General features: G+C 70.4%; 14 protein-coding genes and 1 riboswitch. Of the genes, 5 read left to right on the top strand and 9 right to left on the bottom strand.

The genetic code is table 11. The features are described from left to right. Positions 1-147: 147 nt before the first annotated feature. Positions 148-1,896 carry an AMP-dependent synthetase/ligase gene (locus ACIBQ1_RS00370; protein WP_397273758.1) on the top strand — a complete coding sequence of 583 codons (1,749 nt, stop codon included), beginning with the start codon at positions 148-150 and terminating at the stop codon, positions 1,894-1,896. Positions 1,897-1,940: 44 nt separating this feature from the next. Here the strand turns inward: ACIBQ1_RS00370 and ACIBQ1_RS00365 are convergent, their stop codons facing one another. Further along, the gene (locus tag ACIBQ1_RS00365; protein ID WP_397273757.1) at positions 1,941-2,729 is read right to left on the bottom strand and encodes a DeoR/GlpR family DNA-binding transcription regulator; all 789 of its coding nucleotides are present in this window, start codon (positions 2,727-2,729) and stop codon (positions 1,941-1,943) included. 214 nt (positions 2,730-2,943) lie between these two features. On the opposite strand from ACIBQ1_RS00365, the gene ACIBQ1_RS00360 reads away from it, so the two are divergent. Genes ACIBQ1_RS00360 through ACIBQ1_RS00350 form a run of 3 tightly spaced genes read left to right on the top strand, consistent with a single transcriptional unit; the run spans position 2,944 to position 6,028 of the window. Next, positions 2,944-4,242: an ABC transporter substrate-binding protein gene (locus ACIBQ1_RS00360; RefSeq protein WP_397273756.1), complete on the top strand. Its 1,299-nt coding sequence runs from the start codon at positions 2,944-2,946 to the stop codon at positions 4,240-4,242. Beyond that, a complete protein-coding gene (locus tag ACIBQ1_RS00355) occupies positions 4,242-5,114 on the top strand; it encodes a carbohydrate ABC transporter permease (RefSeq protein WP_397273755.1) in 873 nt (290 codons plus the stop codon). Before ACIBQ1_RS00360 ends, ACIBQ1_RS00355 begins: the two co-directional genes overlap by 1 nt. Beyond that, positions 5,111-6,028, top strand: coding sequence for a carbohydrate ABC transporter permease (locus ACIBQ1_RS00350; protein ID WP_397273754.1), 918 nt, complete (start codon positions 5,111-5,113; stop codon positions 6,026-6,028). The genes ACIBQ1_RS00355 and ACIBQ1_RS00350 overlap by 4 nt, the downstream gene beginning before the upstream one ends. Here the strand turns inward: ACIBQ1_RS00350 and ACIBQ1_RS00345 are convergent, their stop codons facing one another. From ACIBQ1_RS00345 to ACIBQ1_RS00320, 6 genes are all read right to left on the bottom strand, one after another. Beyond that, the gene (locus ACIBQ1_RS00345; RefSeq protein WP_397274535.1) at positions 6,029-7,114 is read right to left on the bottom strand and encodes a glycosyltransferase family 4 protein; all 1,086 of its coding nucleotides are present in this window, start codon (positions 7,112-7,114) and stop codon (positions 6,029-6,031) included. 29 nt (positions 7,115-7,143) lie between these two features. Beyond that, positions 7,144-8,598: a M48 family metallopeptidase gene (locus ACIBQ1_RS00340; protein ID WP_397273753.1), complete on the bottom strand. Its 1,455-nt coding sequence runs from the start codon at positions 8,596-8,598 to the stop codon at positions 7,144-7,146. Between the two features lie 11 nt (positions 8,599-8,609). Beyond that, positions 8,610-9,395 carry a hypothetical protein gene (locus ACIBQ1_RS00335; RefSeq protein ID WP_397273752.1) on the bottom strand — a complete coding sequence of 262 codons (786 nt, stop codon included), beginning with the start codon at positions 9,393-9,395 and terminating at the stop codon, positions 8,610-8,612. 452 nt (positions 9,396-9,847) lie between these two features. After that, on the bottom strand, positions 9,848-10,363 hold the full coding sequence (locus tag ACIBQ1_RS00330) for a C40 family peptidase (protein ID WP_397273751.1): 516 nt from the start codon (positions 10,361-10,363) through the stop codon (positions 9,848-9,850). Between the two features lie 73 nt (positions 10,364-10,436). Continuing rightward, a riboswitch (cyclic di-AMP (ydaO/yuaA leader) is annotated at positions 10,437-10,601 on the bottom strand. A gap of 460 nt (positions 10,602-11,061) precedes the next feature. After that, the gene (locus tag ACIBQ1_RS00325) at positions 11,062-12,036 is read right to left on the bottom strand and encodes an NlpC/P60 family protein (RefSeq protein WP_397273750.1); all 975 of its coding nucleotides are present in this window, start codon (positions 12,034-12,036) and stop codon (positions 11,062-11,064) included. A 129-nt stretch (positions 12,037-12,165) separates the two neighbouring features. Further along, positions 12,166-13,488 (bottom strand): NYN domain-containing protein, encoded by a 1,323-nt coding sequence (locus ACIBQ1_RS00320; protein WP_397273749.1) that lies wholly within the window; start codon positions 13,486-13,488, stop codon positions 12,166-12,168. Between the two features lie 144 nt (positions 13,489-13,632). Here ACIBQ1_RS00320 and ACIBQ1_RS00315 point away from each other — a divergent pair, with 144 nt between their 5' ends. Next, entirely contained in the window at positions 13,633-14,694 is a 1,062-nt protein-coding gene (locus tag ACIBQ1_RS00315) for a phosphotransferase family protein (RefSeq protein ID WP_397273748.1), read from the top strand. Here the strand turns inward: ACIBQ1_RS00315 and ACIBQ1_RS00310 are convergent, their stop codons facing one another. Both ACIBQ1_RS00310 and ACIBQ1_RS00305 read right to left on the bottom strand, forming a co-directional pair. Next, positions 14,695-15,342: a response regulator gene (locus ACIBQ1_RS00310; protein WP_397273747.1), complete on the bottom strand. Its 648-nt coding sequence runs from the start codon at positions 15,340-15,342 to the stop codon at positions 14,695-14,697. It lies immediately after the preceding gene. Next, complete coding sequence (locus ACIBQ1_RS00305; RefSeq protein ID WP_397273746.1) at positions 15,339-16,571, bottom strand: sensor histidine kinase; 1,233 nt, start codon at positions 16,569-16,571, stop codon at positions 15,339-15,341. The genes ACIBQ1_RS00310 and ACIBQ1_RS00305 overlap by 4 nt, the downstream gene beginning before the upstream one ends. Positions 16,572-16,674: the final 103 nt, after the last annotated feature.

The raw sequence follows: 16,674 nt of genomic DNA, 5'->3' as shown, positions 1-16,674 counted from the left end.
ATCTTAGGCGCACACCTCGCTGCCTGTGGCGGAGCGCTGGACGCGCTCCACCATACGAGTCCGGCTGCTAGCGTGGGCCATAAGACCTACCCGAGCGTAACTTTACGCGGTAACGTCCAGGCGGTCCCCGAAGAGGAGTTTGATCCGTTGCGCGAGTACAGCGTTCCCGTCCTGGTCGATGTGCCTGCCTCCGCGAGCCTGCCCGACACCGTGTTCAAACGGGCCGAGCAGGAGCCGGGCACCGTGATCATGCGCCGCAAGACCGACGGCGGGTGGCCCGTGGTCACCGCGTCCGAGTTCCGCGACCAGGTGGTCGAGGTGGCCAAGGGGCTGATCGCGGCGGGGATCTCGCACGGCGACCGCGTCGCGCTGATGTCGCGCACCCGCTACGAGTGGACGCTGGTCGACTACGCCATCTGGACGGTCGGGGCGGTCACCGTGCCGATCTACGAGACGTCCTCGGTCGAGCAGGTCAGGTGGATCCTCACCGACAGCGAGGCGAAGGCGGTGTTCGTCGAGCTGGACGAGCACGAGCGGACCGTCGGCGAGGCCGCGCCCGAGCTGAAGCCGGTCTGGCGGGTCGACGCCGCCCCGGACCCGGGCGACGTCTCCGACGCCGACGTGGACGAGCGGCGCGGCCAGGTGAGCGGCGCCGACCTGGCCACGGTCGTCTACACCTCGGGCACCACCGGCCGCCCCAAGGGCTGCCGCGTCACCCACGACAACCTGATCTTCACCGCCCTCAACGTGCTGCGCGGGCCGCTGGAGCCGCTGTTCCGCACCAAGGACCCGGCGGCCCTGCTGTTCCTGCCGCTGGCGCACATCCTCGCCCGGATCATCCAGGTGGTGCTGATCGAGGCGGGCGCGGTCATCGCGCACACCCCCAACATGAAGAACGTCGCCCCCGACCTGCAGGACTTCAAGCCCACGTTCCTGCTGGGCGTGCCCCGCGTGTTCGAGAAGGTCTACAACGGCGCCGAGCAGAAGGCCATCTCGGGCGGCAAGGGCAAGATCTTCGCCCGCGCCGTGGACGTGGCGATGGCCTCCAGCCGCGCCTCCGCCGCCGGCGCGCCGCTCGGGCTCCGGCTGCAGCACGCGCTGTTCGACCGGCTGGTCTACGCCAAGCTCCGCGCGGCCACGGGCGGCCGCCTCTCGGCCGCGGTCTCCGGCGGCGGCGCGCTGGGCGAGCGGCTCGGCCACTTCTTCAAGGGCGTCGGCATCGAGGTCTTCGAGGGGTACGGCCTGACGGAGACCACCGGGCCGTGCACGGTCAACATGCCGTTCGCCAACAAGATCGGCACCGTCGGCAAGCCGCTGCCCGGCGTGAGCCTGCGCATCGCCGACGACGGCGAGGTCCTGGCCAGGGGCCGCAACGTCTTCCCCGGCTACTGGAAGAACGACGAGGCCACCGCCGAGGTCATCGACGCCGAGGGCTGGTTCCACACCGGCGACATCGGCGAGCTGGACGCCGACGGCTACCTGCGGCTCACGGGGCGCAAGAAGGAGATCCTGGTGACGGCGGCGGGCAAGAACGTCGCCCCGGGACCGCTGGAGGACGCGTTGCGCGCCCACCCGCTGATCTCCCAGGCCATGATCGTCGGCGACGGCCGCCCCTTCGTCTCCGCCCTGATCACCCTCGACCCGGAGGCGCTGCCCGGCGGGGCCTCCCCGGCCGAGCTGCGGACGGACCCGGCGGTGCTGGCACAGGTCCAGGAGGCGGTGGACCGGGCGAACCTGCTGGTGTCGAAGGCCGAGCAGGTCAAGAAGTTCCTGATCCTGGAGCGGGACATCACCGAGGAGAGCGGGCACCTGACGCCCACGCTCAAGGTCAAGCGCAACCTCGTCATGCGCGACTTCGCCAAGCAGATCGACGAGCTCTACGACGGCAGGCACTGAGGGCTCGGGTCCCGCCGGAGGGGCCGTGTCCCCGCACCGAGGGCTCAGGCCCCGCCGAAGGGGCCGCGTCCCTCGGCGATGACGAGCTCGCCCACGTGCCCGGCCAGCGCCTCCCTGGCCGGCTGCGGCAGCCCGGAGTCGCTGACGAGCACGTCCGCCTCGCGTAGTTCCGCGATGGTGCTGATGCCGACCGTGCCCCACTTGGTGTGGTCGGCGGGCACGACGAGCCGGCTCGCGGCCTCCACCAGGGCGCGGTCGGTCTCCGCCTCCATCATGTTCGGGGTGGTGAAGCCGGCCCTGACGGTCATGCCGTGCACGCCGAGGAACAGCAGGTCCACGTTGAGCCGGCGGATCGCGGCCACCGCCACCGGGCCGACCAGGGCGTCCGACGGGGTGCGCACGCCGCCGGTGAGCACGACCGTCTGGTCGCCCCTGCCGGAATGGCGGAAGACCTCGGCGACGCGCACCGAGTTCGTCACGACGGTCAGGGCCGGGACGGCGGCCAGGCGGTGGGCGAGGGTCCAAGTGGTGGTGCCCGCCGAGAGCGCCACGGTGGTGCCGGGCCGTACGAGGGCGGCGGCGCGGCGGGCGATGGCCTGCTTCTCCCCCTCCTGACGCACCGACTTGACCGCGAAACCCGGCTCGTCCGTGGAGCCGACGCTGGTCGCGCCGCCGTGCACCTTGGCCAGCAGGCCGCGCTCGGCCAGCAACTCCAGGTCGCGGCGGATGGTGATGTCGGAGACGCCGAACGCGCGCACCAGCTCGGTCACACGGACGCCGCCGTACTGCCTGACGAGCTCCAGAATCGCCTGCTGACGCTGCTGGGCGAGCATCGCATCACCAGATCTCAACACGTTCCGACACGGCCGGTCGTGTGCGGCGGCCCGCCGCAGACGGTGGAGTGTGCACCAACCGCATCATGACACGGCGCGGGCGCGGAGCAAGGCCACATAAATGTGCGTTGACAGTCGGAAATGTTGGGTTTTCCCTGAATGAAAGTGAGTGAAGTCGGGGGAATCTGAAGGGTCCGGCTAGGAGGAACCCATCATGGACCAACGTCTGCCGATCTCCCGCCGCAATCTTCTGCTCGGAGCCGCCGCGCTCGGCGTGCCCGCCGCCCTCGTCGGATGCGGCTCCGGCGACACCCCGGCCCCTGCCGGGGGCACGGCCGGTGGCGCGTCCGCGAGCGGGCTGGGGACGGTCACCATCGGCTCCAACGCCTCAGACGAGATCCCGAAGAAGTCCCTGGAGACCCAGATCAAGGCCTTCACGCAGGCCACGGTCAAGGTCAACACGGTGGACCACAACACGTTCCAGGAGAACATCAACCGCTACCTGCGCGGCACTCCCGACGACGTGTTCACCTGGTTCGCGGGCTACCGCATGCAGTTCTTCGCCGAGCAGGGGCTGGCGACCGACGTCTCGGACGTGTGGCGGGAGATCGGCGGCGACTACACGCAGGCGTTCAAGGACCAGTCGACCGGGACCGACGGCAAGCAGTACTTCGTGCCGGCCACGTACTACCCGTGGGCGGTCTTCTATCGCAAGAGCGTCTGGCAGGAGAAGGGATACCAGCCGCCGGCCACGCTGGACGAGTTCACCGCGCTGGCCAAGAAGATGAAGGCGGACGGGCTCATCCCGATCGCGTTCGCCGACAAGGACGGCTGGCCGGCGATGGGCACGTTCGACATCCTCAACATGCGGATCAACGGCTACGACTTCCACGTCTCGCTCATGGCCGGCAAGGAGTCGTGGACCGACCCGAAGGTCAAGCAGGTCTTCGACACCTGGCGCGGGCTGATGGAGTACCACCAGCCGGCCGCGCTCGGCCGCACCTGGCAGGAGGCCGGGCAGTCGCTGGCGCAGAAGAAGACCGGGATGTACCTCCTGGGGATGTTCGTCGCCCAGCAGTTCCCCGAGGCCGACCGCGCGGACATCGACTTCTTCACCTTCCCCGAGATCAATCCGGCGTACGGGACCGACTCGATCGACGCGCCCATCGACGGCTACATGATCTCCGCCAAGGCCAAGAACGTGGACGGCGCCAAGGCGCTGATCAAGCACTTCGCCCAGGCCTCCGCGCAGAACATCGCCACCGGGCTGGACCCCGGCACGCTGGCCGCCAACTCCAAGGCCGACACCTCCGGCTACAGCGCCCTGCAGAAGCGCGGCGCCGAGCTGGTGTCGAAGGCCACCCACATCGCGCAGTTCCTCGACCGCGACACGCGGCCGGACTTCGCCTCCACCGTGATGATCCCGTCGTTGCAGTCGTTCGTGAGCAAACCCGGCGAGATCGACTCCTTGCTGACGAGCATCGAGAAGCAGAAGGCCAACATCTTCCGCTGATGGCAGTCAAGACCCGTCGCTACTCCGCCCGCGACGTGACCATCCTGGTCATCGGGCTGGGGGTGGCCATCGTCGTCAACGTGGGCCTCATCTGGGGGCCCACCCTGGCCTCCGTCGGGCTGTCCGCCACCGACTGGAACGGCATCGGGCCGATCGAGTGGGTGGGCGGGCAGAACTACCACGACCTGGCGGCCGAATATCCGCCGTTCTGGTCGGCCGTCCGCAACAACCTGCTGTGGCTGGGCTTCCTCGGGCTGGTCGCGACGCCGTTCGGGCTGTTCTGCGCGGTGCTGCTGGACCGGCGGCTGCGGCTGTCGCGCGTCTACCAGAACGCGCTCTACATGCCGGTCGTGCTGTCGCTGGCCGTCGTGGGCTTCATCGCGCAGCTCGTCTACTCCTCCGACTACGGCGTGCTGAACGCGGTGACCGGGCTGACCGTGGACTGGCTGGGCGACAGCTCGATCAACATCTGGGTCGTCATGGTCGCGGCCGGGTGGCGGCACGTCGGCTACGTCATGGTCATCTATCTGGCCGGGCTGAAGGCCGTCGATCCGGCGCTGAAGGAGGCGGCGGCCATCGACGGGGCCGACGAGCGGCAGGCGTTCTTCCGCGTGGTGTTCCCGACGCTGCGGCCGGTCAACGTGATCGTGCTGGTCATCACGGTGATCGAGGCGCTGCGGGCCTTCGACATCGTCTACGCCATCAACAAGGGCAGGAACGGGCTGGAGCTGCTGTCCGTGCTGGTCACCGAGAACATCGTGGGCGAGGCCAGCAGGATCGGGTTCGGCTCGGCGATCGCGGTGATCCTGCTGGCGATCTCGCTGGGGTTCATCGTCACGTACCTGTCGCAGATGTTCCGGGAGGAACGATGACGCTCACGGCCCCGGCCGCAGCTCCTCCGGCCCGGGAGCAGCGGGCGCCGTCCCGGCGTCCGGTGCGGCCGCTGCGGATGCTGCTCCACGTCTTCCTGACGCTGGTGGCCCTCGGGTGGCTGCTGCCGCTCGTCCTGGCCGTCTACGCGTCGCTGCGCCCGTACGAGGAGACCGCCCGGCTGGGCTACTTCTCGCTGCCCGAGCACCTCACGCTCGGCTACTACGGGCAGGCGTGGTCGCAGGCCGAGCTGCCCCACTACTACCTCAACACGTTGATCATCGTCGTGCCCGGCGTGCTGATCACGTTGTTCATGGCGTCGTTCACGGCCTTCGCCATCGCGCGGCTGCGCATCCCCGGGCGCAAGGCGCTGCTGATCGTGTTCACCGCCGGGAACCTGCTGCCGCCGCAGGTCCTCATCACCCCGCTCTACACCCTCTACACCCTCGTCCCGCTGCCGGCGTGGCTGTCGGACTCGCAGTCGCTCTACGACTCCTACCTGGGGCTGATCCTCGTCCACGTGGCGTTCCAGTTCGGCTTCTGCGTCTTCGTCATGGCGAACTTCATGCGCACGATCCCCGAGGAGATCACCGAGGCGGCGCTGGTGGACGGGGCCTCGGTGTGGAAGCGGTACTGGCGGCTGACGCTGCCGCTGTGCCGTCCGGTGCTGGCTGCGCTGTCCACGCTGCAGTTCACCTGGATGTACAACGACTTCCTGTGGGCGCTGGTGCTCATGTCGTCGGGCGACAAACTGCCGGTCACCTCCGCGCTGAACAACCTGCGCGGCCAGTTCTTCACCGACTACAACCTGCTGGCCGCCGGGTCGGTGCTGGTGGCGCTGCCCACGCTGATCGTCTTCCAGCTCCTGCACAAGCAGTTCGTCGCCGGTCTGACGCTGGGGGCCACCAAGGGCTAGCTAGAGGAGAGTGTGGAAGCGGGCGGCCACGTGGTCCCACGCCCATTCGCGGGCGATCCAGTCACGCCCGCCCGCGCCCATCTTGCGGGCTTTCGCCGGGTCGGTCAGCAGCTCGACGATCGCCTGGGCCACCTCGCCCGCGTCCTCGCCGTCCACGACCAGCCCCGTCTCGCCGGGCCGCACGGCGTCGGGCGCGCCGCCGGACGCCCCCGCCACCACCGGCAGCCCCGTGGCGGACGCCTCCAGGAACACGATCCCGAGCCCTTCCACGTCCACCCCCCTCCACCGGGTACGGCACGGCATCGCGAACACGTCGGCGGCGGCGTAATAGCCGGGCAGGCTCGCGGCCGGCACCGTGCCGGTGAATCTGATCGACTCCCGCCCCGCCGCCAGGCGTTCCAGCGTCCTGCCGTGGGACCCGCCGCCCACCAGCAGCAGCACCGCCTCCGGCACCGAGCGCAGCACCTGGGGCCAGGCCCTGATGAGCTGGTCCTGGCCCTTCCTCGGCACCAGCCGCGACACGCACACGACCACCGGCCTGCCGTCCAGGCCCAGCTCGGCCTTGGGCGCGTCGGGCCGGAACTGGCCGACGTCCACGCCGGGCGCCAGGCGTACGAGCTTGTCCGGCCGGACGGCGGCGACCAGGCGGCCCCGCGTGTACTCGCCCAGGTAGGTCACCACGTCGGCGTGCCCGCCGATCCTGCGCAGCACGGCGCGGAAGCCCGGAGCGCTCGCCCACGACGCCTCGTGGCCGTGGGTGAGCATCACCACGCGCCGCGCGCCCGCCCGGCGCAGGCGGGGCGCGAGCAGCCCGAGCGGCGCCGCCGCCCCGAACACCACGGTCTCCACGCGGTGCTCGGCCACCAGCCGCGCCGCCCTGCGGGCGACGGCCGGCGTCGGCAACATGAGCCGCGTCGGATGCCGCACGATCGGGAACGGCTGGCGCTCGTCGAACTCCTCGCAGCCCGGCCAGGCGGGCGCGTAGACGACCACGCCCGGCGTGCGCAGCGCGAGACCGTGCACGAACGACTGGATGCCGCCCGGCCTGGGCGGGAAGTCGTTCGTGACGACGAGCACCTTGGGCACGCCGGGCGTCACGCGTGTCACCGCACGTGTCACCGCACGGGGACGCCGTTCAGCTTGGCCCATGCGCGGGCCATCGCGATGCGCTCGGGGCTGGATGGATGGGAGGCATAGAGCACATATTCCACCGCATCCGGCGACAAGTCGGAAATATTGGTGACTGCCAGGCGTTTCTGCATCGCGATGAACGTGGCCGGGTCGTGCGTGAGGTCCAGCGCGTGCAGGTCGGCCCTGGCCTCGATCTGGCGGCTGATCAGGTTCTCGGCGGGGCTCATGATCAGCGAGCCGAAGGTCATCAGGCCCACGACCGCGCCGATCGCGCGCGGGTCGGCGAGGCTTCTGACGCCGGTGCGGCGGCGCAGCAGGTCGAACACCAGGAACAGCAGGATCGCGCCCAGCGCCGCGCCCAGAGCGCCGATGAACGTGCCGTAGAGCACGTCGTCGGCCTTGGCGTGGCCCAGCTCGTGCGCCACGACCAGCTCGACCTCGGACTTCGGGGCCTTGAGCAGCGTGTCGTAGACGACGATCCGGCGCGTGGCGCCGAACCCCGACACGTACGCGTTGAGCGCCGTCGTCCTGCGCGAGGCGTCGGCGACCAGCACGTCCTCGACCGGCACGCCGTCGCGCTGGGCCATGGCCAGCAGGTCGGTGCGGAGCTGACCCTGCTCCATGGTCGTGAAGTCGTTGAACAGCGGCTCGAACACCACCGGGTAGACGAACGACGCGATCACCGTCAGCGCGAACGCGCCCACGGCGGCCGGGATCCACCAGCGCCTGAACCTGCGGGCCAGCGCCACGAGCACCAGCAGCATCAGGCAGAGCATGAACGCGTCGACGCCTATGTTCTTGAGCCGGTCGCCGGACCAGGATCCCCAGGACTGGATGGACAGGCCGTAGTCGCGCAGCAGCGTCTCGACCCAGATGGAGATGGGCAGCTTGATCAGCTGGGAGAAGAGCGTGATGACCAGGACGCCCAGCACCACCCGCAGCCACCAGGGGCCTCTGAGCCATCCCACCAGCTTCGCGCCGAGCGGGGTGGCGACGAACAGCCCGGCGATGATGAGCGTGAGGGCCAGCGAGGCATAGCTGGGCAGGGTGACGGCCGCGTCGAACGCCTGGGACTTGGCGATCTGCGCGGCGGTGAAGTCACGGGCCGGGTCGGGCGGTCCCGAGGTCAGCAGGTGCCAGGGGGTGCTGAAGGCGGCCACGGCCGCTATCACCAGGCCGAGCAGCAGGGCCGCCAGCGCCGCCTGCCGCCGCAACCGGCGCTCGTCGCCGGGCTCCCGCGGTCCTCCCCCACTCACGGACACCTCCTCACCAGGCCCCCGCCTTTCCCTCTTCACGGACACCCTGCCCCCGCCGCCACCGGCCACCAGGCCGACACTCTCCCCTTTCTCGGCCTCCGGGGCCGCCACCGCGCTCTCGGCCTCCTCGCCCTCCTTCGACGCCCCTTGCGACGCGTCGTCCACGTCTCTCCGTTCGCCCATCTGCCTCCCCCTCACGCGAGCTGGTCCCGCACGTAGTCGCGCCACCGTTCCGTCAGCGTGGCCGCGGAGAGTCCGAGCGCGGCGAGTGCTCGATCCACGCCGTCCACCCGGGCCTCACGGTAGAGCCTCACAAGCGTCCCCTCACCGAACCGGTCAGCGAGGAAGCGACACGCCAGCCAAGCCTCCTGGTACGCCCGCGCGAGCCGGACGGGGTCCCGGCCGTCAGCCGCGAAAGCCGCAGGTCCCGGCAATTCCCCCGGCAGCCTCCCGGCCCGCACCTCGGCGGCGAGCTCGGCGGCCGCGGTCCGCACGGGCAGCCCGGAGTCGCGGTAACCGACATAGTCGGCGAACCCCTCATAGAGCCATGGGGGCAGGTGGTCGGTGCCGGCCACGACGTGGGTGAGCTCGTGAGCGAGCACGACGTCCTTGCCGGTGGAGTTCAGCCTGGCGAAATACTCGGGGACGATGATCACGCGCCCGCGATCGGCCACCGCCGCCAGCCCGTCGACCCGCCCCACCCCTGCCAGCCCGGCCGCCTCGGAGGCGGAGGCCGGAACGACGACGAGCGGTCGTAGTGGCCCCCCGAGTACGGCCGACACCCGCCACCCCGCCCGATCAGCCCGGCGCGCGATCTCATCGAGCTCGCCACGCGGGGCGCGCTGCCCGACGACGACGGACCGCACCCCGCGCACCACGACCTCACCATCCCCCCACAGGCCACGCACTCCGGAGGGAAGGATGGGGGAATCGGGGGTGGGGGCACTGGCTGGGGCGAGGGCGAGGAGCAGGGTGGACACGATCGCGCTCCGCCGACTCACCTGCCCTGACACGATGCTCGATCGTAGCCGCCCAACGCCCGCAAGCCGGCCCGTCGCGCCAGTGACGCCGAACCGGGGATCGCCCCCAAGGAGCCGCGCACCGTGAGCCCGCTCCCCCATGGGGCGCCAGGCAGGGGCAGGGTCAAGCGCAAGGCCCTCCCACCGCCCTCAGCGCGCAATTCCAAGCCACGAGCCCCCAGCCGCGCCCACAGGGCCGCGGAGGCGCGGGGAACGGAGGCGCGGGGAGCGGACGTAGGGCCGCCGCGGCGCGCAGACCGTGGGGCGTCGTTGCGGTGGGGGCCGTGCCGGGGCGGCAGACCTCGCTCTGAAGGGCCTGCGTGTGGCGGAGTGGCGCCGTGCCGGGTGGAGGGAGCTCAGCCCCGGGAAACGGGAGAGCCCCGCCCGAATACGAGGATCCGGGCGGGGCTTCTTCACATGCCGGGACGGACAGCGCCGACGAACGACGCCCGCCGCCATCCACCCAGCTTGTCGATGCGTACCCGTTCGCCTGTCCTGGGCGAATGGACCATCTTGCCCTTGCCGACGTACATGCCCACATGGCCGAGCCCCCTGAAGAACATCAGGTCACCGGGCTGGAGGTTCCGCCACGAGACCTTGCTCTTGGTGCGCACGAACTGGCTGCTCGCCACGCGCGGGAGCTTCACCCCGGCCTTCTTCCAGGCGTACTGGACGAGGCCGGAGCAGTCGAACGAACCGGGACCTGTGGCTCCGTAACGGTACGGGTCACCGACCTGGTCCTTGGCCACGGCGACGGCCTTGCGGGCCTTCGCCTTCTGACGAGCGACCTTGGCCGCCCTCAGCGCGGAGGCCGAGAGCGTCTTCGAGGTCCGGGCGGTCGTGACCGCCTTGGCCGTCGAAGCCGACTCGGTCGTGGCCGCCTGAGCCGTTGGGGCATGGAGGATCGCACCTCCGGCCGTCACGGTCATCGTGAGCGCTACGCCACTCAGGGCAATTCTGGACAGACGGGGGTTATGCAGGGAGGTAGACAGGATTTCTCCTTGACTCTTCCACGAATGCCTACCGGGTTAGCTGACGGATTCGGGCCTGGAAGTCGCCCTACGGCGCGATCTGCGCGCCGATTCACCCCCTGATCCCTGGGGAACTGGGATCGCTGGGTCCCCGGCTCCGTGCCTCCTGGCTGCACGGACTCGGCAGGCCAACCGCCCGATCAATGTGTTGATATGGGGACATTTGAGCGGTTGACCAGCGGATCTTTATCTGTCTCACATCGGGAGGGACCGATGCGGGTTCGCGGAGGACATGGCTTGTTCACCGCGACGTCGCCAGAAGCTACGCCGAAGGGTCAAGGATCGGCAAAGCGGGACACCGGCTGTAAAGATCAGATAGTGGAGTCAGTAAGGATGAAAATCCCTGCTGGAACACCAGGTTCCGTTACCTAAATGTGACACTGCTCACATTTGTTTTCACGCCCGTTTGTCAGGCCCCAATTGTCGCGTTTGTCACACTTTTAGTGGCTTCCGCGCGGCCCATCGCCCGCATGGAGCGTTCCCGCCCGCCTGCCAGGACCGAACGTGGTTCAGTTGACGACGTCAACGATCCAGCATCGTAGAAGCCCTGAAACGGGGCCGGCGGTGGCCGGAACGAGCGGATCCTGGCACTCCGACTACGGGCGGATGGCGCCCACCAGGCGGCCGCCGTACGACGAGAGCTTGACGACCTTGACCACGTCGCCTGTCTGGGGCGCGTGAACGATTTTCCCGTCACCGGCGTAGATACTGACGTGACCCAAGCTCGAACTGAAGATGAGGTCCCCCGGCTGGAGGGCGTTCAGTGAGACCTTGCGACCGGCGCCCCAGGCCCACTGCTGCCAGGTCGTACGCGGCAGCGACACGCCCGCGGCCCGCCACGACGCCTGGGTCAGGCCCGAGCAGTCCCAGCCGCCCGGCCCCGTCCCGCCGAACACGTACGGCTTGCCCACCTGGGCGAAGGCGAAGCGCAGGACTGCGGCGGCGTTGCCCGACGCGGGGCCGGTGTACTGGATGCCGACGCTGTTGGGGTTGCCGGGGTTGTAGGCGCCCAGCTTCTTCAGGAGCTTCTTCTGCTCGGCGATCAGCTTCATGATCTCCGAGCGCTCCTTCTCCACCCCGTCCCGCTCCCTGTCGGCCGCCTCCAGCGCCTCCTCCGCCTTGTCGCGCTCGGCCTTCAGCCCGCGGTTCTCGCGGTCGAACACGGCCAGCTTCTCCGCCCGCTCCCGCGACATCTGCCCGGCCAGCGCCAGGCCCATCAGGAAGTCGTCGGGGCGGTCCGCGCTCATCAGGCCGGGCAGGGAGGTCACGTCGGTGCCGAGCTTGTAGCTGTCGACGGCCATGCCGATCACCTGGGAACGCAGGTCCGCGACCGTCGCCAGCTTGGTCTTGTAACGCTCGTTCAGCTTCGTGTACGTGGCCTTGGCGGCCTTCAACCGCTCGGCGGCCGTGTTGAAGCGGTCGACGACCTTGTCGGCCTTGTCGTTGAGCTTTTCGAGCTTGGCCTTGGCCTGTCCGAGGGTGGGCTTGGGATCAGCGACGGCGGCTCCCACAGGGGACAGGACCAGCCCGAACGCGAGACCCGCGGCCACCGGCACCCTGCCAAACCTCACTGCGTCGCCTCCCAGGGATGATATCTGGGGCGAAATAGTACAGAAGTGGCAGGGGAGGCATCCCCTAATCTGCTCAATCGTGATGCGACAAATCCGCCCGTAACGGTCCCCACAAGGGGTCCCCGTAATCTAGGCCCGGCCCAGCCTGCGCAGCAGCAAACCAGACGGAACGGGTCTGGCTCCCATCCGCCTGACGGACTCGGCCACCTCGCGGTCCGACGACACCACGGCCATGGCCCGGCCGGGCGGCTCGGCGCGGACGAGCTGGCGGATCAGGTCGTCGGCGATCTCCCCCGGCTGGCTGAACAGCACCCGCACCCCGCGCGGCGCCACCACCTGCACCGGGGAGTTGAGCTCAGCCCCGTCGAACACGACCGTCACCTCGACCCTGGTCTGCGCCACCAGCCCGCCGAGCCCGGTCATGAGCCGGTTGCGCTGGTCGGCGAGGGTGAGCGTGCCGTAGCCGGTCTTGGTCACGTTGTAGCCGTCGATGATCAGGTGGACCTGGGGCAGGGCCAGGAGCTGGTCGAGGAGCTGCGGGTCGTCGTCGGCCAGCGCCCGCGCGGGAACCCCCCGCACGCCGGGCCGCTCACCGGTGATCGCGGCGACCGAATCGGCGGGCCGGCTGATCGTCGTGGGCAGCGCGAGCTCCCTGCGCAGCCCGGCCGAGGCGTCCTGCAGCGCGTCGAGCAGCACCCTGATGCGGGCGTCCTCGATGCTCCTGCCCTCGCGCGCGGCCCGGCGCGAGGCCTCCAGCTGCTTCTCCACGTCGGCCAGCCGCTCGCGCAGCCGCCGCAGCTCGGACTCGCCCGCGGTGCCCGCGGCCGAGGCGGCCGACTTGGCCTCGTCCGCCGCGTGCTCCATCTCCTCGGCCCGCTGCACCGCGCCCTTGGCCCGCTCGCGGGCGTCGTGGAGCTTGCGCCGCAGGTCGGAGTTCTCGGCGCGGGCCGCCCTGATCTGCTCGCGCAGCCGGTCGGACTCCTCCTTGGCGGCGGTCTTCTGCGCGGCGAGCTGCTCGCGCAGCCGGGTGACCGCCTCCTCGCGCTCCGACCCCTCGGCGGCCACCGCGGACTGCTCCAGATCCGTACGGGCGACCTCGATCATCTCCGCCCAGCCGGGCGGACGGGTCAGATAGGCCGCCGCGGCGACGAGCACGGGGTCGGCGGCGGGGGGGATATTTCCTTCGGCCAGGGACGCCACCAATTCGGGCCAGCCGGCCTCCACCGATTCGGCCACCAGCTCGCGGAACTTCTTGTCGTTCTCGAGCTGCGCCGCGATGGGCGCGCTGCCGAGTTTGGCGCGTTTGCGGGGGTCGAACTTGGCGATCCCCCGAAGGGGCGGCGGGATGGAGGCAGCGGGCATCGTCCCGAGGACCTGAGACGCCAGATCGACGACGTTGAGCCGCACCTGCTCGGGAAGCGGGCGAGACAGGCCTTCACCCGCTGAACTCATCCCACTTGTCCCTTCGTGACATGCCCTTTCAGACAAGGGTACGGCTGCCGCGTACCTGACCGTAACGGCCACCTCTGTCTGGACAAGCGCTTGGTTGGGGATGTACGACTGAGCCGGGACAGGCGTTCACCCGGGAGGCCGACCATGGCAGAAGAGATGCGCACCTCCACCCGCGACCTGGTCGAGCTGCGTGACAACCTGGCCGGCTGGCTGCGCGGCCGGGTGGGCGGGAGCGCTTCGGTGTCCGAAGTGTCCAGGCCCTCCGAGAACGGAATGTCGAGCGAGACGCTGTTTTTCACCGCCACCTGGAGTGAGGGGGCGACGCGCTGCGTGGCCAGGCTCGCACCTGCGGCGGAGGCGGTCCCGGTGTTCCCCTCGTACGACCTGCGGGCACAGTTCGAGATCATGCGTCTGGCCAGGGAAAAAGCTGGGATTCCAGCGCCCAGGGCCCTCTGGTTCGAGTCGGACCCGGATCATCTGGGCACGCCGTTCCTGGTCATGGAGCGTGCGGACGGCGACGTGCCGCCGGACGTGATGCCGTACACGTTCGGGAGCTGGCTGCTCGACGCGGCGCCCGCGGACCAGCGCAAGGTGCAGGACGCCGGCGTGGCGGTCCTGGCGGCCCTGCACCGGGCGGAGTTCACGCCGGAGGAGCTGGCCCCGTTCGGGGCCGCCGGGCTGGGCGCGCACGTCGAGGCGCAGCGCGGTTACTACGAGTGGGCGCACGGCCAGCGGCCGATCCCGGTGCTCGAACGGGCCTTCCGGTGGCTTGAGTCGCACTGGCCGGAGGAGCCCGGGCCCGACGTGCTGTGCTGGGGCGACGCCAGGATCGGGAACATGATGTTCAAGGACTTCGCCCCGGTCGCGGTGCTCGACTGGGAGATGGCCGCGGTGGGGCCGCCCGAGCTGGACCTGTCCTGGATGATCTTCCTCCACCGCTTCTTCCAGGACCTCACGGTCGGCGCGGGCCTCCCCGGCATGCCCGATTTCATGGGCCGCGAGGACGTTTGCCAGAAATATCGGGAACTCACCGGGTACGAGCCTCGCGACATGGACTTCTACGAGATGTACGCCGCGCTCCGGCACGGCATCGTCATGGCCCGGGTGTGGCAGCGCCGGATCCACTTCGGCGAGCAGCCCCGGCCGGACGACCCCGACGACCTCGTGCTGCACCGGGCCACGATCGAGGAGCTCCTGGCCCGCTGACTACGGTCCGGCGTCGTAGACCAGCAGCGCGACCTGGACCCGGTTGTTGAGGTCGAGCTTGGACAGGATGCGCGAGACGTGCGCCTTGACCGTGGGCACGCTCATGTAGAGCTCCCGCGCGATCTCGGCGTTCGACCTGCCCTGCCCCACGGCCAGCGCCACCTCCCGCTCCCGCTCGCTGAGCCGGTCGAGCAGCTTCTTCGCCCGGGTGGTGCGCTCGCCCGCCGCGCCGTCGGACACGTGCGTGATGAGCTGCCGCGTCACCGCGGGCGACAGGATCGGCTCGCCCGCGGCCACCTTCCTGATGGATCGCACCAGATCGCCGGGCGCGATGTCCTTCAGCAGGAACCCCGCCGCCCCCGCCCGCAGCGCCCGCAGCACCTGCGCGTCGGCGTGGAACGTGGTCAGCACCACCACCTCGGGCGGCGCGGACGTGCGGCGCAGCGCCTCGGTGGCGGTGAGCCCGTCGACGCCGGGCATGCGGATGTCCATCAGCACCACGTCGGGCCGGTGCTCGGCCACCAGCGGGGGCACCTCGGACCCGTCGCCGGCCTCGGCCACGATCTCGATGTCGTCGGCACCGCCCAGGATCATCGACAGCCCCGCCCGCACCATCGCGTCGTCGTCGACGATCAGCAGCCTGATCATGCGTCCTCCCGAGTCGTCTCCATCGGCCAGGGCAGCCACGCGCGCACCACGAACTCGCCGCCCGCCGTCGCGCCGTGCTCCAGCCGCCCGCCCGCCAGCTCGGCGCGTTCGGTCAGCCCGATGAGCCCGGCCCCGGCGCCCGGGATGTACGGGGTGTGGCGTACCCCGACAGGATTGCGCACCTCCGCGGACAGCCCCTCGCCCTGCCCGCCCGAGACGGCGACCGCCACGGACGCCCCGCCGGCGTGCTTGCGGGCGTTGGTGAGCGCCTCCTGGACGATGCGGTAGACGTTGCGGCCGAGCCCTTCCGGCGCCTCGCCGCCGGCCCGCAGGTCGAGCCGTACGTCCATGCCCGCGTGGCGGCACTCCTCGACCAGCGCGGGCAGGTCGGCGAGCGTGGGCTGCGGCCGGTCGGGCACCGGGTCGTCGTCGCCGCCCGGCCGCGCGTGGCGCAGCACGCCGATGACCTCGCGCAGATCCTGCAGTGCCAGGTGGGCGTTGGTCCTGATCGCCCCGGCCGCCTTGGCGACCTCCTCGGCGGGCGCGTCGGGCCGGAACTCCAGCGCGCCGGCGTGCAGGCTGAGCATGGAGATGCGGTGCGCGAGCACGTCGTGCATCTCCCGGGCGATGCGCTCGCGTTCGAGCCGCTTGGCCTCCTCGGCGGCGCTGTCGGCCCGCTGCCTGAGCGACCAGACGAGCTGCCGCCGGGCCCTGACCACGACGCCCCACGCGAACACGGTCAGCAGGATGGCCAGGGCGAACGCCGCCGCCTCGCTCCGCTCCAGATCGGTGTCGGAGCGCAGCAGGATGTAAGGCACGAGCGTGACGAGGGCGAACAGCATGACCGGGCCGGAGACCTTGAACGGCCGGTGCACCGCCACGGTGAACAGCCCGACGACCGAGGCCCCGCCGGACAGCTCCAGATAGGACGAGAACAGGGTGGTCACCAGCGCGAACCCCACCGGCCAGCGCCGCCGCAGCCACACCGCCACGCACGACAGCGCGCCCACCACCTGCTCCAGCAGTTGCAGCGGCTCCGGCTCGTCCTGGAGATCCGGCAGGGTCATGACCGTGATGCCGCACGCGAGCAGGAACATGGCGATGTCGACGATCCAGTCGCGGGTCGAGCGGCGCACCCGGCTGCCCTCGCTGCCGTCGCCGAGCAGCACCGAGGGCAGCAGCCACCGGTATTCGTGGGCGTGAGCGCCGTACCCCCGCAGTCCCGTCACGCTCATCGAGGTTAGGCCCTGCCAAGGGTACGGCGACAGCGACCAAAGTAGCGGCGGGGCGAGACCTACGGCCGACGCGGGCCCCGAGACCCGTGCACGACGC

This window comes from Nonomuraea sp. NPDC050153, assembly GCF_044460125.1.
GTDB lineage: Bacteria > Actinomycetota > Actinomycetes > Streptosporangiales > Streptosporangiaceae > Nonomuraea.
Note: the sequence above shows the minus strand (reverse complement) of the source record. Positions and strands in the feature narration are given on the sequence as shown.